This is a genomic window from Nostoc sp., from assembly GCF_036917355.1.
GTDB lineage: Bacteria > Cyanobacteriota > Cyanobacteriia > Cyanobacteriales > Nostocaceae > Nostoc.
Genome location: NZ_JBALDP010000061.1, coordinates 12,885 through 27,567, shown reverse-complemented (window position 1 = coordinate 27,567; position 14,683 = coordinate 12,885). Strand labels below are relative to the sequence as shown.

Here is a 14,683-nt window from a genome sequence, read left to right as displayed (position 1 = left end):
TTATGAAAAACACTTATTTTATATTTCGCATTACTCATTTCCTATTTTTCAGATAGAAATTGTAACCGATTGGGAATAATAACAAAGTATATTCGGTGAGTTAGCTGCATCATCAGCTAAGAATTTTTAGCCTAAATGTCAGTTAAATGCATCATCTATTATGATTCCCAAAAAGTGAGGTTTTCCTAATGAGTCAGATGAGTAGAGACGATGTACGAGAAAGACTTGGTAATATCGATCAGATCCGCGATATTATTCTTGGAACACAGCTAAGAGAGTACGAAAATCGATTTAGCAAGCTGGAGTCAGATATATCTCTCCTGCAACAACAGACGCGATTGCATGTCGAGCAACTCAAGTCCAACTTTTCTGCCGAACTAAAAGCGGGATTTGAGTCGCTGGATAAAAAGCTGAAATCACTGAACCTCGCAACTCAAGAAGAAACTCTTGACTTACGGCAACAGGTTGATAGACTTAATAAAAAGTTTTCTAGCAGCGTTCAGTCGCTTGATGAAACCTTAGATAGCCAAACTACCTCGATTCGAGATGAAATCTTTCAAACTAAAGTCCAATTACAAGATGATGTTACGGCATTACGGGATCTAATTTTAGAAGAAATAGATCGACGCTTCTCACAACTGACAGACACAAAAGTTTCTAAAGACGATATGGCTGAAACTTTGTTTGCCTTGGGAATGCGTCTGAAAGAAACTGAATTTATTCCTAAATTGCGAGAAGCAGCCAATGAACGCAGCGATGAATATACTGCTGTACCGCTTCTAGAAACTACAAAGTTATCAAAAGTAAGTGTTAACTCACTCTAACAGTACAGCAGAATCACATTCATAATAAAGTCAGAAAGTAAAGAGAGATGAAGGAGATAATAACTCCAAACTCCTAACTCAGCACGGGCGCAACGCCCCGCTACCTCTAACAGCACTCTAAAAAGGATAACTCAGGTGGAAAATTCGGTTTCTCAATCTGTTGAGTTGAAGTCAGAAACAGCTGTGCAGCTTGACAATTTGCTGCATTTGCTTATCGATCTCAAAATTATCGAATCCCCTGAGCAATCTCCTTTATTACCATCAGAAACTGATAATAGTAATGAGTATATTCCAGAAGAAATCGAATTACTGCAACTTCCTTCAGTGACATTAGAAGTATGTGAAGCTTATTTAGAGTCGGATTTTAATTTTCCTCAAGATATATTGAATTACTCACAAACTACTCAAGAAGAATTAGAAGAATCTATTGAAATATTTACAGAATTTGAGGAAAAATTAGACAACTCAGAAGATGCATTGCAAAAATTACGGGATATATTAGTCGGATATGAACTAGCAGAAATAAACAATATTACAGATAAGTTGGAACAAAAATTAACAAAAATAGAGCATCAAATTTACGATCATAAAGAGTTAATAAATTTACTACTACCGTGGATTTCTGAGCTTTTAAGACTGAAGATTACAGAGTCGAGAGAGGAAATTGTCCAAATAATTGCTTCGATCATTGATGAGACTATCCGCAGTCGCACTGAACAGGATAAAGTTAGCATGAGTACAGCGATCGCACCTGTAATTCCTCTAGCCATTTCCCAGCAAATTATTATAGCTCCAGAAGAAGTTTCAGATGCGATCGCTCCGGCAATGGGACGAGCCATAAAAAAGCAAATTGAAATTGAGCAGAATATTGTGGTGGATGCACTCTACCCAATTATTGGTAGTACCATAGCCAAATATATGGCAGAGACAATCCGTGCCATTAACCGACAAGTTGAAGAAACCCTTAGTGTTGAAGGCGTTAAACGTAAAATTCGTGCCAAGCTACAGGGAGTTTCGGAAGCAGAATTAATTCTTAAAGAAGCTCTGCCATTTACAATTCAAGCCATTTTCTTGATTCATAAAACATCTGGTTTAGTTATCTCAGATATTCAGCACTCTCATGTAGAGCAGCTAGAGGCTGAAATGGTAGCAGGAATGTTGACAGCAATTCGTAGCTTTGCCAATGATTGCATCAATCAATCTGGAAGCATAATAGAATTAGATGCAATTGAATATGGAACATCAAAAATCATTTTAGAAGTTGCAGGATACTGTTATTTAGCGATTATTGTACGAGGAGACCCAAGCAAAAACTTTATTTGGAAAATGCGGCAAGTCTTCAGCACAATTATTAAAAAGTATGGTAATTTAATTGAAAGATTTGACGGCGATCCAGATTTAATTCCTTTTGAAATTAATACACTTCTAGAAGAACTAAAAAATTCAGGTATTCAGGATAAAAAGAAAGCGAAAATCTCGCCGCTACAAATATTAGTCTTAACAGTTATAAGTACCATTTTCATTCCTTGGGGTATTTGGCAATACCGTAGTGGAGTTATACATTCCATTGAAAATCAAACTTCGTTGGCTTTAACTTCTGTTCCAGAGCTAGCTGTATATCGGCTCAATGTACAAGTAGAACACAATAAATTAAAATTAACAGGACGATTACCTAATCAGCTTCTTCGCCAGAAAGCCGAGCAAACCGCCAAAATAACCTCTCCTAATTGGTTGGTTGACAATCAAATTTTATTAGTAGAAGTACCAGCAGATCCTGTATTAGCTGCTGCTGAAGTCAAACGAGTCACAACAGTTTTAAATCAGACTAACGACATAGCAATTTCCGCTCAATATATCGCTGGTAAAGTAGCTGTTGAAGGAACTGTCAACCGAATTGCAGATGCTCAGATTATTGCGAATGCATTTGCACAAATTCCCGGCGTAAAATATGTATCTAGTGCAGTGCGAGTAGAACCCCCACAGATTGAAGTTCGATTTTACTTTCAACCCAACTCAGCGAGTTTAATGAAAGCAGATACAGCACATAAGATTCAACAGGTTAAGTTTTTCCTTAATCAGCAGCTAAATAAGCATTTAAAAATCATTGGTTATAGTGACCGTACTGGCGCGAACAAATCTCCAAAATTGGCACTGGCGCGAGCAAAGGCTGTACAACAAGCACTGATTAAATTAGGCATTGAGCCATATCGCCTACAGGTCATTGGTAGGACAAATTTACCACCAGGAATTGATGAAACTCAACCCTTATGGTTAAGCCGCTGTGTCGCTCTAGAAGCGATAAACAAGTAATTTTAAGTTTATAGTAGTTATGATTTTGATAAAACATTCTCTATTTTTCTTCAACCATGTCTACAATCTCTAAAAAAATATGCTTATTTGGTGATTTTGGTGTTGGTAAAACTAGTCTGATTCGCCAATTTGTAGAGTGTCAGTTTAGTGATGAATACCTTTCAACTGTAGGAGTAAAAATCTCTCGTAAATTGGTTTACTTTCCTGAAACAGACCCACATTTTGAACAAAAATTACAGTTGATAATTTGGGATATTGAAGGTAGTAATAAGTTTAAAGCAGTTGCTAAAAATTATTTTCAAGGTTCTAAAGGTGCTGTGATAGTCGGCGATGTGACACAAGCTGAAACGCTCAATCATATCCAGGAGCATATTCAAACTTTTTTAGCTGTTAATCCTAACAGCTATATTGTTGTTGCACTGAACAAATCAGATATGATTGCAGCCGAATATTTAGAAAAAATTCGGCAAATGCATCAATTTACCAATCAAGTTAATATATTAGACACTTATGTAACTTCAGCTAAAACTGGCAATAATGTTGATAAAATATTTCAAGCTTTAGCTACTCGTTTAATTTAATTAAGATGAATTCATTTTTTACAAACCTATTATCTGTATGTGGTATTGAATATTTGATAATTGATGAAAACTTCAAGATTCTAGAGATGTCTTTGGGATTACATCATTTTGCCGATCTTCCTAATGAAGCAAAACTAGGTCATGATGTTCGGATTGTGTTTCCAGAATTAGAGGGACTAGAAGATGTTTTTGATGCAATTCTCCAGGGAGAACAAGATAATTTTGAATTAAAAGGAATTATGCGATCGCAAGATACGCCTTCTCCTTTATATATTGATATTCGTATTACTAATAATCTCCAAGAAGACCATTCTAGGAATCGACTAACCATTGCTGTCGAAGATGCTACAGAACGGATGGTGCTTGAGCAATCTTTATTTCAAGGTGCAAATGAAGCAAATCTTTTATTACGTAACTTAAAGGCTTCTAAACAATACATTGACCAAATTGTAACATCAATGGCGGATGCCTTGTTAGTGACAACGCTATCAGGCGAGATAAAAAAAATGAATTATGCCGCACAAATTTTATTACAATACAACGAAATAGAACTCATCGGTCAACCGATCGCAAAAGTTATTGGAGAAGCCAATAAATATCCATTGATAATTGACGATCTTGATATATCCCACAGTCAAGACATAAATTTTTTAGTAAAAGAAGTAGAAACCGTTTGTTATACCAAAAGTGGTAAAACAATTCCCGTAGCTTTTTCGTCCTCAATTGTAAAGACAGAAATTGAACATTTTCAAGGTTATGTTTACATTTTGCGAGACATGACTGAACGAAAGCAGGCAGAACTTGCTAAACAAGAATTCTTAGCAATGATTAGCCATGAAGTTCGGACTCCGATTGCATCGGTAATTGGTATGGCCGGTTTGTTGCAATACACTGAATTGACTGCTGAACAGCAAGATTTTGTTGAAACCATTTACACCAGTGGAAATTCCTTACTCAAAATTATTAACGATTTCCTTGACTTCTCCAAAATCCAATCGGGTAACTTAGAACTCGAAGAAGAACCTTTTGCTTTGCAAAATTGCATTCATGAGGCTCTTTATCTGCTTGCGCCTACAGCTAGAGAAAAAGGTTTAAAACTCACATTTTTAGATAGTCCTCAACTTCCTACTACGATTGTGGGGGATATCACCAGACTGCGCCAAGTCTTGATTAATTTAATCAGTAATGCGATTAAATTTACCGAAACTGGAAGTATAGAAGTTTCAGTTATAACCCGCAAGAGTAGCGATATTAATCATTCTTCTGCTGCAAATCCTGATGAAATTCAGTTTAGTATTAAAGATACAGGCATTGGAATTCCACGCGATCGCCTAGAGCGTTTATTTAAAGCTTTCAGTCAAGTTAACTCCTCCATTACTCGACAGTATGGCGGTACTGGCTTAGGTCTTGCTATCTGCAAGCAACTGTGCGAGTTAATGGGTGGCAGAATTTGGGTTGAAAGTGAGCTGAATGCAGGTAGTACATTTTACTTTACGATTGCCGCTTCTGTTATTCCAGAGGAGTCAGCAGGAGCCAGTGTGGTCTTCTCCCAACAGGAGATACCAAAAGCGGTCGAGTCTTCACAAGTGGAGCAACTGGCGTTCAAGAGTCAGGAGTTATTCTTATTGTCCCCGGATAAGAGCGTCTTTGCGTCCCCTCCTTCCCCGTCTCCTGACCTATATAAATTAAGAATTCTTTTAACTGAAGATAATCTGGTGAATCAGAAAATAGCCTTGAAGCAACTCAAAAGCCTGGGCTACAGCGCTGATGTCGCTAATAATGGGAAAGAAGCCTTGCAACTATTAGAAAAAATTCCCTATGATTTAATTCTGATGGATTGCCAAATGCCGATTCTCGACGGTTTGGAAACCACAAAACAAATTCATCGTTGGCAAGAAAGCAGCTTTGCGAGTGGTCGTCGTCCTGTAGTAATTGCAATGACAGCTAATGCAATGAAACAAGACAAACAAATGTGTTTAGATGCTGGAATGGACGACTATTTGAGCAAACCGGTGATGAAAGAAAATTTGGCCGCAACGCTAGAGTATTGGGGAAATGTAATACTCAAGGCAAAAGAAACAACTGCCACAGAGCAGACAGTTTCGACAACAGATGTCGGTTCAGTTGAACTCCCAATTGATTGGGAACGCTTGCATCAACTTTCAGAAAATAACCGAGAATTTGAATTAGAACTACTACAAATATTTGTTGAAGATATTCAACCTCGTCTAGAAGTTATTAAAATAGCGATCGCAGCTTGTGATTTTGAGCAACTAGCCCTTCAAGGCCATCAAATTAAAGGTTCTAGTGCCAATATAGGAGTTACAACCATGCATCTAGCAGCAGAAAAACTGGAACAATTAGCGATAAACCAAGAGCGTCGAGGTACTATTAACTTAATTGTAGAGTTAGAAGATTTTATTAAACGCATCCAAGAGTTTTTAATCATGAGTCAGTAGTTACTATCTCCCTACTCCAATCATAGGCATTTTTTGTAAAATTTACTAATAAATAAGCAGTAACGATTATCTACTGTCGGCTCATAACTCAATTTGTCGGCAATGGCGGACATGATTTTTAAACCCCGCCCGCGCTCTCGATTGTTATCCTCAAATTCAGATGTTTGGCGCAATTGCTGTTCTAAGTCAAATGGTTCACCTTGAGACCAGATGCGAATTTCTATGTATTCATCTAACCGCACAGCTTCCATCTCAATCGGAGTTTCAATAGGTAAATTTTTGTGGGCATGTTCAACAATGTTAGTAAAGCCTTCCATCATCAGCGTTTGACATTGCCACCAAATTTGTTTATCGGGAATAGGTGGTTGATTCATCTGCTCGAACCAAGACAAAACTTGAGATGAAGCTGTCAGGTCTGTGTTGACTTTGAGATAAATTTTATTATTCACTTCTTAACTAATAAAATATCGTGAAATCATCATATTCGTTAATTAGTTTATTTAATTTGAGTATTTTTACTATACATTAAAAACTAAATTGCATATAACTTAAATTAAAGCAACTATTTATCAATCATTTTACTTAGTAAACTGTAATTTATGTTTAAAATTCTGGTTATTGATGATGACCCGACAGTGCGAGCAGTACTGAAAAGCACACTCCAAAAGCAGGGTTATGAAACTACTGTAGCTAGCAATGGTGAAGAAGGAATTATCCAAGCACAACTGCTACATCCTGCCCTGATTATCTGTGATTGGATGATGTCACAGCTAGATGGGCTAGAAGTGTGTCGTCGAATTAGAAAAGATCCAGAATTGGCAACTACTTTTTTTATTCTATTGACGGCTAGGGGAGCAGCTCGAGGAGAAGAGGAAGATAGAGTTCGGGGACTTGATGCTGGAGCGGATGAGTTTATCTCCAAACCAATAGAGATGAATGAATTGAAAGCACGGGTAAGAGCAGGACTAAGGTTACACCAGCTAAATCAGGATTTACAAAGTCAAAAGCAAGCTTTGGAGACGCTAAATCAGGATTTGCAAACTCAAAAGCAAATTTTGGAAGCAGAATTGGCTGAGGCCGCTGATTATGTGCGATCGCTTTTACCCTCACCGCTTGTAGGAGCAGTAACTACAGAAAATCTGTTTATTCCTTCAGCACAGCTAGGGGGTGATTGCTTCGACCATCATTGGATTGACGAGGATCGTTTGGCAATTTATTTGTTAGATGTATCAGGTCATGGGGTGGGTTCAGCCCTCCTATCAGTATCGGTGTTGAATGTTTTGCGATCGCAATCCCTACCAAAAACTAACTTTTGTCAACCAAGTGAAGTCCTAAAAGCTCTCAATCATGCCTTTCAAATGAGCAAGCACGGTGATAAATACTTCACAATCTGGTATGGAGTTTATCACCGCCTTAAACGTCAACTCATTTATGCCAACGCGGGACATCCACCGGCTTTACTGTTATCTAATACCTCCACAAATCATATCGAAGTTAAACAGCTAACTTCTTTAGATTTACCAATTGGCTTTTTGCCTGAAGTTCAATTTGAGGATGCTGTTTTTGAAATTGAAGAAAATAGCATTTTATACATCTTTAGTGATGGTGCTTATGAAATTAATCAGTCAGATGGTAAAATTTGGGGGATCGATGCTTTCATTGACTTACTAACCAAATATAGTCAGAATGCCTGTAACCTCAATCAACTCTTAGCGAATATTCTTACTTTAAATACTCAAGATAATCTAAATGATGACTTATCTTTAGTAAAAGTTAACTTTGGTTAGAATAGTCAACTATGCATGGTTAAGTTTGGATTGGATAATAGCTTATTGTGTTGCCAATATTTGACGGTAAAATTCATCTTTGTCAGCAAAAGTTTGAAAAATCCTATCCATTTTAGTCAGTTCAAACAACATCCTGACTTGATCGCTTATCGAACAAACAAACAGTTTAGCATTGGCAGTTCGTACCATTTGCATCGCTGATACTAAAGCACCTAAACCAGAGCTATCAATAAACTTGACTTCTTTCATGTCGATCAACAAAATATCGGCTCCGTTTGCTAGCATACCTCTAACTTCACGACGTAGTTCGTTACCTCTAATACCATCTAAAATTCCAGATATTTCTAGTACTTTTACGCTCAAATTCATGGTTTTATTTCCCTATTGTATAGTTATATTTTGGCATTAGATTCATGCAACCTGCAATAGATAAAGTCTACAATTAGTTTTGTTTTAATACTTGCTGATTACTATTATTTGCTATAGCAGTAAAAAAGCTAGCATCAACCCATTGCCGAGAAATTTCAAAAGCTTCAAAATAGCCATCTTTTTGACCTAACTCTCGCGCCCAAAAGCGAGATAGAACAAGTATGGCATCAAGTTGCATAAATGCTTTATTTAACTCTGATTCATAACAACCGATCGCTGCGACTTTTTCCTCAATTACAGAGGTGATATCTACAAAAAAGTTGGGTTCAAAACCGCGCAAAAAAACGGGTGGTGCTGAATACCACAAGGGTATATTTTTGCGGGTAGCAACATTAGAAACTGCGATCGCACACACTTCATGATCTCTATGTCCATATTTTTCCGGTTGTGGTGCGTGAGTAATAATCAGATCCGGTTGCCAACGCCCAAGAGCTTCTTCAGTAACTTTAATCACTGCTTGTGTTGAGAAATTGCACTCCTCAAGTGCATGAAACTCATAAGTTGCACCGATGATTTTACCAGCTGCATCTGCTTCTTGATGACGTGTACCTTTAACAGGCGAACTAGAAAGACCACCATCAGTCAAAATTAAGCAACGAACATTCCATCCTGCTTTCGACATCAGACTGAGAGTACCAGCAGCAGGTAGAACTTCATCATCAGCATGAGCATAAATTGTTAAGACAGTTCGCTGACCAAAGTTTTTTGAGTCTGAATGAGTGTTCATAGCTGTTTTCTTTCTAGACTGGATTTATAAGTCGGTAGTCAGTAGTTATTCTCCTTCTTCCCTCTGCTCACTCTTCTTACTTACCTTTTAAACCTCTTTTGGAGGCTGCCAAACAGATGCGCGGATGATCGCCCACAAAAGTAATAAATTATAGATAGCCCATGCACCATTGAGTAGGTGAACATCAGGATTATTTAAATGGCCAATTGCGAATTGGTAAAGGCTCCATAACATCCCCAAGATGGTAAGGATAAAAACAACCAACTGTGGCCAAACAAGCCGGAGATAAATCCCGGATTGCCGCTGCTTAGGTGTGACTTGGAAATTGAGTTTTTGTCCTGTGAACACACTCCATACAGCTTGGATTAATAAGGGGAATAAAGCGATCGCATATTGTTCCGATCGCCAAACTTCTCTCGCTGGAATACCCCAGGTAGCTGCAAGGAAAGTCAGACGGTTAATAATAAAAGCTGGGAAAAAGTGTATGGCAAAGTCAGACCCGTAGGTTTTGACTGGAACAATGTCCGTAAAAAAATAGATAATTGGACAAGAAATAAAAACCAGAGTTGCAAAACCAGAAAAATAACTATACATCGTCTTAAAATATTGCAACCTTTGCCAAAACGTTAGCCCTGATTTTGTCAGTGGATTTTCCCTTACTAGCACTTGGATAGTTCCTTGTGCCCAGCGTAGCCGCTGTTTAAGAGTAGAACTTAGATCGTCTGGGGCTAAACCTTCTGCCAAAAGTTCATTGTGGTAAATAGATTTCCAGCCAGCACTATGCAGACGCATGGCTGTATTCATATCTTCTGTAATGCTATTACTGGATACCCCACCAACTAAATCAAATTCATCTAAACGTTTTTCATCTTTGGCAAATTCATCAGCAAAGTTTTGCAGTCCGACACTAACTAATGCTTCACGTCTGAGAATTGCATTTGTGCCCGTATAGAACGCGGCATTCATACCATCTTTACCTTGTTGAAGTGGCCCATAAAATAAGTTTGCTCGATGTCCAAAAGGATCGCCTGGAGGAATATTGTAAAAATCCTGGCGGGTCTGTACAAAAGCAATTTGATTCTGGTCGTATTTTCCGGTTGAAAGATTATAGGCGTAGAAATAAGGCAGAACTCGCTTGAGAAAATTTCGCTTGGGAATGTGGTCAGCATCTAGAGTAACAATAAAATTTCCTGAAGTTTCTCCAGAAAAAATTGCGTAATTGATGTTGCCTGCTTTGGCATGATGCGCTACACCAGGCGTCTTCGGACGAGCAATGTAGCGAAAACGAGTGAGTTCAACTAGTTCTAGTTCTTTTTTATAAATAGCTTCTTCTAAAGTTTTCCGTTCGGTAATTAGGCGATCGCGTAGCGTTTTGACAGGAAAATCGTTAATACTTTGATGAGTCGGAGATAGCCAAAGAATCAGCGATCGCAAACTTTGCACAAATCCAGCCGCAGGCTGATTCACCACTGATTCTGATGTTTGCAGCCATTGTTCGGCAGCTTGAGTATTAGATGTCAGATTTTCCAGTTGCTTCAAGCGCTCCAACAGACCAGAATGTTCTGCATCAATCCGTTCCGCTTCTAGCTGTAATTGTGGTGACTGCAAATCTTCAATACACAATCTTTCTGTCATCGCTCGCATATCAGCCGAGTTACCATCATCCAGCACATAAACGCGTAACTTGATTGGCGGATAATCCATTGCCAAAGCAGCTTTGGCAGTTTCTTCGACAATTTCCGGCGGCTCATTGTAGCAGGTTACAAACACATCCACTGTTGGCCAGTCGGCTCTGGGTATGGGTGGGGTCATCTGGTCGAGAGATTTAACTTGTCTGACTAAAGGTCGCCACAACCCAATTACAAACATGACGCCACCGAAATAACTGTAAATCTCAGCTATCAGCAAAGGAATAGAAATCCAGAGGGCATCAAAATTGATCGAATGGGTGATGCGCCATTGCAAATACCAGATACCAAAAATTAAATTGATTTCTGCTAAATAACGAAATAACAGCGTTCTTTTTTTGAGTAATGAGCGGCTGTTACCAGAAAAGTTTGTCAGAGAAACTGAAGTCATGTTAGTACCGATAGTTAATGTATCTGCATCTCCATCAAAATAAGTATTCCCTAGTTAAATTTGTGACTAACAACTTTTTCTCAATCAACCCAAAATTGGCGTTGCTGATTTGAGTTATGAATCTGGATGTAGAGACATAGCACTGCTACGTCTCTACAAGGATTTTGGTATTACTAGGACTTATGCAAAACTACATACTGTAGAGGCAATTTTATGAATTGCCCCTACCTGAAAATCAGGGTTTTGGTTATGTTATTTTGTGCCAGTTACTAGGTGAGTATTTTCACTATCTGAAACCCAGTAACTTCCAGAACTATCAGAAGTTAACTTGGTTTGTTGTATAGCGCTGTTTGGTAGACCTCGCCCAGAATTTCCCTTGGTAACTGTCTGCCACCAAAGAGATTTCATAGCGTTAATCGGACGAATTAAGGGTTGTCGATTTGTCACATTGTATAGCAATGATTGCAAAATCATACTGTTGGTGCTGCTGGTGAAACCAACTGCTGTTTTGCCGGTGGTTTCGTAGAAGCCCTCATAAAATCCAATTAATGGATTATATAAGTCAGTCGTTCCTTCCTGTAACTGTTGACTATACTTATTGTCTGGAAGCAGAGCATTATAGGCAAAAGCTACTGCTGTACTTACCAATCGCCCCTTTGGTACTGGTTGACCATCATCTCCTAAAGCTACCCAAGACTCTCCTTGTCCAGTAATTGTACTGTGGACAGTGTAAGGTTTACGATCGATTAAGGTGGTGGCTGAGGCTGTGAGGGTGCCGATGCGACGGTAACGTTCAGCTTGTGCTTGAAAAATTGGTTCAAAGAGCGATCGCATTTTTGGATCTAATCCAAACTCCAATGCATAGAGTACAAAAGGATTGCTAACTGTGTATTGGTTAACTTTGGAATTAGTATCTGTGCGATGGCGTTGAATTGGGACTTTCAATCCCTCCACTGAGGCAGTTTGATATTCACCCCCAACAGCAGAACGATCGAGATTAAAGCCCCATAATTGAAAAGCACGAGCGGCATATTCCTCATAACCCAAGCGGATTTCTGGGTTAACGCGGGTGAGATATCGCCCATCTTCCTCTTTGGTAACGGTGGCACTGGAGAGAATACCTTCGCGCACCACACGCAAGTATGACCAATCCAGGACAATTTTATCTACGGCAGCCGTGTATTCTGGATGACAGCTTTTTAAGTTGTAAAGCGCTGCCAGCATTCTACCTAAATCTAAAGCTGACCAACCGTTTCCTTCGGGAACTGGATTGCCACCATAATCGACTGGTTGCAGCGATCGCGTATCATAACTCCGACTCGGCAATTCACCTGCAAATAACGGTAACTTTGTCAAAGCTCCTAAGAGATGGCGGGTGCGCTGGTCAAATTCTTTAGGGGTAATTGTATCGAGCGATCGCGCCGCATGGAGTGCTGCCAGATAATCTCCCAATCCCCAGAGGGTTGCACCTTTAAAATCACTGCGATCGTCTATCAGCCCACTCTTGGCATGATAATTCGCTTGAAAGTATCGCCAAGCCGCATCTGCATAACGCCGTTCAATAGGCGTTAGCGATCGATTTAGTTTCAGGTTAGATGATGACTGGGGACTATCCACTGGTGGAATAGGTGCAACAGCTACTTCTGTAGGTTTAGAAGTTGCGATCGGAGTCGTAACAGTAGAATTCGGTTGATTTACAGGGATTGCGATCGGAGTCGTAACAGTAGGATTCGATTGATTTGCAGGGGTTGCTGAAGAAGCATTCTCACTAGGCTTGCTACTAGACACACTCGTAGAAGCAGAAGCAATTAAAGGGTGATTTCCCCTAGCTTTGTAGTATAAAATCTCCAAAATTAACCCATTCGTATTACCTGTTAAAGCTTTATTGGGTTGTTTTGATTCTTCATAGATCCCAGCATAGTAACCGCTATCATCAGGACTGCGGAGATCCTTTACTGCATCAAAAATCTTTTGGGCATAAGCATTTTCTGGAAACAGATAGCGCCAGCCAAAAGCAGCTTTTGTACTGAGGCTGCGAAACTGTGGGTAAGGTTGATTGGCATCGGTAATAGTTGCCCAGTTTGTACCGTTGGCGTAAACGGTGTTATAGAGAAAATAAGGTGCTTGGTCGATATTATCTTCTGTTACCGCAGTTAACTGACCTGTGGTATCAAAACGCCGTTTTTGCACATCTAAAACCCTGGCAGCAAAATCAGCTAATTCACCCTGCAAGCCAAATTCAATCCCATCAAGGATATAAGACTCACTCACAACGTAATTATTAGCGTTGGTGCTTTGAAAGTCACGGCTATCAACAGGAATTTGTACACCGTTAATTTCAACTAACTTAAACGGTTCTAAAGCAATAGCTTTGGGTGCTGAGAAACCCCAAAGTTGATAACCTCTAGCGCCGTATTCCTCGTAGCCGAGTCGTCCTTCTTGTACTAGTAAGGTTTTGTTGTCAGAGAGAACAGTAGCGCCGAAAAGTTGTCCATCTTTGAGCGATCGCGCCACCTGCCACTTCGCTATAATTCCTTTGAGCCAGTCATTATATTGAGGATGACAGGTACGGACGACATCAAACGCAGCCAATATTCGCCCAACATCCAAAGCAGACCAACCAATACCCCGCTCTAGTGGATTGTTACCATAATCAACCATCTGTGCAGTGGCTGCGTTATAGACTTTATTGGGCAAAGCATCTTCAAATAACTTCAGACTGCTAAGAGTCGTCAAAAACTTATTGAGGCGAGAATCAAAGTCTGCTTGATCGGTAAGATTCAACCATCGTGCAGCATTCAATGCCATCAGGTAGTTACCCATATCCCAGAGCGTACCTGAAGGATAACCCCCAGTAGAATTGGTAAATCCCGTTGCTGGCTGATAATTTTTGACAAAATACTGCCAAGCAGCACGAGCATAAGTTTGTTCTTCAGATGTGAGCGGGATTGTAATATTGCTACAGCTATTGGAATTTTGAGATAAGACTGGTGTCGGGATGTAAAACAAAAATTGCAGAAATGTTCCAATTAGGAACAATGCAATCCATCTCAACAGCTTTTGTTGAGGGAGTTTGTATATCATAATTCAAAGAAGGAGTTAAAAGAGCGTCATAGCCCGTCTGTACAGTTATAATTCATAAATCAAGTTTTATCAGGTATAAAAAATAGACTTGGCGCTCGTTTTGGTCAATGGCGGTCAACTATTTCCACCGCAGAGATGCTACCTCTGCTAATCTGTCGGCTAGTCCTGTAGAAAATCAAGATAGCGAAAATGGAAGTTGGGGCGATCGCAGCTAAGATAGTTAAAATTATTTTCAAGACTAAACCGTTTAGTTTAAAATAGTAATTAGTAAATTTTTGACTTACTTATAACTAATAATTTCTTGAGAAGTTACGATGAAATCACAATCGAACTTTAGTTGAGATATTTCCTTCCCAGGCAAATAAAAGCATCAAACAGCAATGCCTCTTCCGTTGAATTTTAC

Annotated in this window: 9 protein-coding genes and 2 pseudogenes; 6 read left to right on the top strand and 5 right to left on the bottom strand. The window is 39.2% G+C overall.

All coding sequences use genetic code 11. The annotated features are described in order from the left end of the window. Positions 1-188: 188 nt before the first annotated feature. The 5 genes and pseudogenes from V7K53_RS17375 to V7K53_RS17360 form a co-directional block, all read left to right on the top strand. A complete protein-coding gene (locus tag V7K53_RS17375) occupies positions 189-824 on the top strand; it encodes a hypothetical protein (protein ID WP_292774975.1) in 636 nt (211 codons plus the stop codon). Between the two features lie 135 nt (positions 825-959). Then, positions 960-3,134: an OmpA family protein gene (locus V7K53_RS17370; protein ID WP_335198721.1), complete on the top strand. Its 2,175-nt coding sequence runs from the start codon at positions 960-962 to the stop codon at positions 3,132-3,134. Positions 3,135-3,190: 56 nt separating this feature from the next. Then, positions 3,191-3,715: a Rab family GTPase gene (locus V7K53_RS17365; protein ID WP_335198720.1), complete on the top strand. Its 525-nt coding sequence runs from the start codon at positions 3,191-3,193 to the stop codon at positions 3,713-3,715. 5 nt (positions 3,716-3,720) lie between these two features. Beyond that, positions 3,721-4,488, top strand: a pseudogene (locus V7K53_RS34065) (PAS domain-containing protein); the annotation flags it as partial. Positions 4,489-4,500: 12 nt separating this feature from the next. Then, positions 4,501-6,174, top strand: a pseudogene (locus tag V7K53_RS17360) (ATP-binding protein); the annotation flags it as partial. A gap of 20 nt (positions 6,175-6,194) precedes the next feature. Here V7K53_RS17360 and V7K53_RS17355 read toward each other — a convergent pair. Beyond that, positions 6,195-6,623 (bottom strand): ATP-binding protein, encoded by a 429-nt coding sequence (locus V7K53_RS17355; protein WP_335198717.1) that lies wholly within the window; start codon positions 6,621-6,623, stop codon positions 6,195-6,197. Positions 6,624-6,773: 150 nt separating this feature from the next. On the opposite strand from V7K53_RS17355, the gene V7K53_RS17350 reads away from it, so the two are divergent. Next, on the top strand, positions 6,774-7,961 hold the full coding sequence (locus tag V7K53_RS17350) for a SpoIIE family protein phosphatase (RefSeq protein ID WP_335198716.1): 1,188 nt from the start codon (positions 6,774-6,776) through the stop codon (positions 7,959-7,961). Positions 7,962-8,003: 42 nt separating this feature from the next. On the opposite strand, the gene V7K53_RS17345 is transcribed toward V7K53_RS17350, so the two are convergent. The 4 genes from V7K53_RS17345 to V7K53_RS17330 form a co-directional block, all read right to left on the bottom strand. Beyond that, positions 8,004-8,330, bottom strand: a complete 327-nt coding sequence (locus V7K53_RS17345) for an STAS domain-containing protein (protein ID WP_335198715.1) — start codon at positions 8,328-8,330, stop codon at positions 8,004-8,006. A 73-nt stretch (positions 8,331-8,403) separates the two neighbouring features. Then, positions 8,404-9,117 (bottom strand): PIG-L deacetylase family protein, encoded by a 714-nt coding sequence (locus V7K53_RS17340; protein WP_335198714.1) that lies wholly within the window; start codon positions 9,115-9,117, stop codon positions 8,404-8,406. Between the two features lie 87 nt (positions 9,118-9,204). After that, entirely contained in the window at positions 9,205-11,196 is a 1,992-nt protein-coding gene (locus V7K53_RS17335; protein ID WP_335198713.1) for a glycosyltransferase, read from the bottom strand. 252 nt (positions 11,197-11,448) lie between these two features. Next, the gene (locus V7K53_RS17330) at positions 11,449-14,280 is read right to left on the bottom strand and encodes a DUF3131 domain-containing protein (RefSeq protein WP_335198712.1); all 2,832 of its coding nucleotides are present in this window, start codon (positions 14,278-14,280) and stop codon (positions 11,449-11,451) included. Positions 14,281-14,683 lie beyond the last annotated feature (403 nt).

Excerpts from the sequence above, each read along its gene's own strand:
- V7K53_RS17335 (WP_335198713.1), bottom strand. The coding sequence starts at position 11,196 with ATGACTTCAGTTTCTCTGACAAACTTTTCTGGTAACAGCCGCTCATTA.
- V7K53_RS17340 (WP_335198714.1), bottom strand. The coding sequence starts at position 9,117 with ATGAACACTCATTCAGACTCAAAAAACTTTGGTCAGCGAACTGTCTTA.
- V7K53_RS17330 (WP_335198712.1), bottom strand. The coding sequence starts at position 14,280 with ATGATATACAAACTCCCTCAACAAAAGCTGTTGAGATGGATTGCATTG.
- V7K53_RS17375 (WP_292774975.1), top strand. The coding sequence starts at position 189 with ATGAGTCAGATGAGTAGAGACGATGTACGAGAAAGACTTGGTAATATC.
- V7K53_RS17365 (WP_335198720.1), top strand. The coding sequence starts at position 3,191 with ATGTCTACAATCTCTAAAAAAATATGCTTATTTGGTGATTTTGGTGTT.
- V7K53_RS17345 (WP_335198715.1), bottom strand. The coding sequence starts at position 8,330 with ATGAATTTGAGCGTAAAAGTACTAGAAATATCTGGAATTTTAGATGGT.
- V7K53_RS17350 (WP_335198716.1), top strand. The coding sequence starts at position 6,774 with ATGTTTAAAATTCTGGTTATTGATGATGACCCGACAGTGCGAGCAGTA.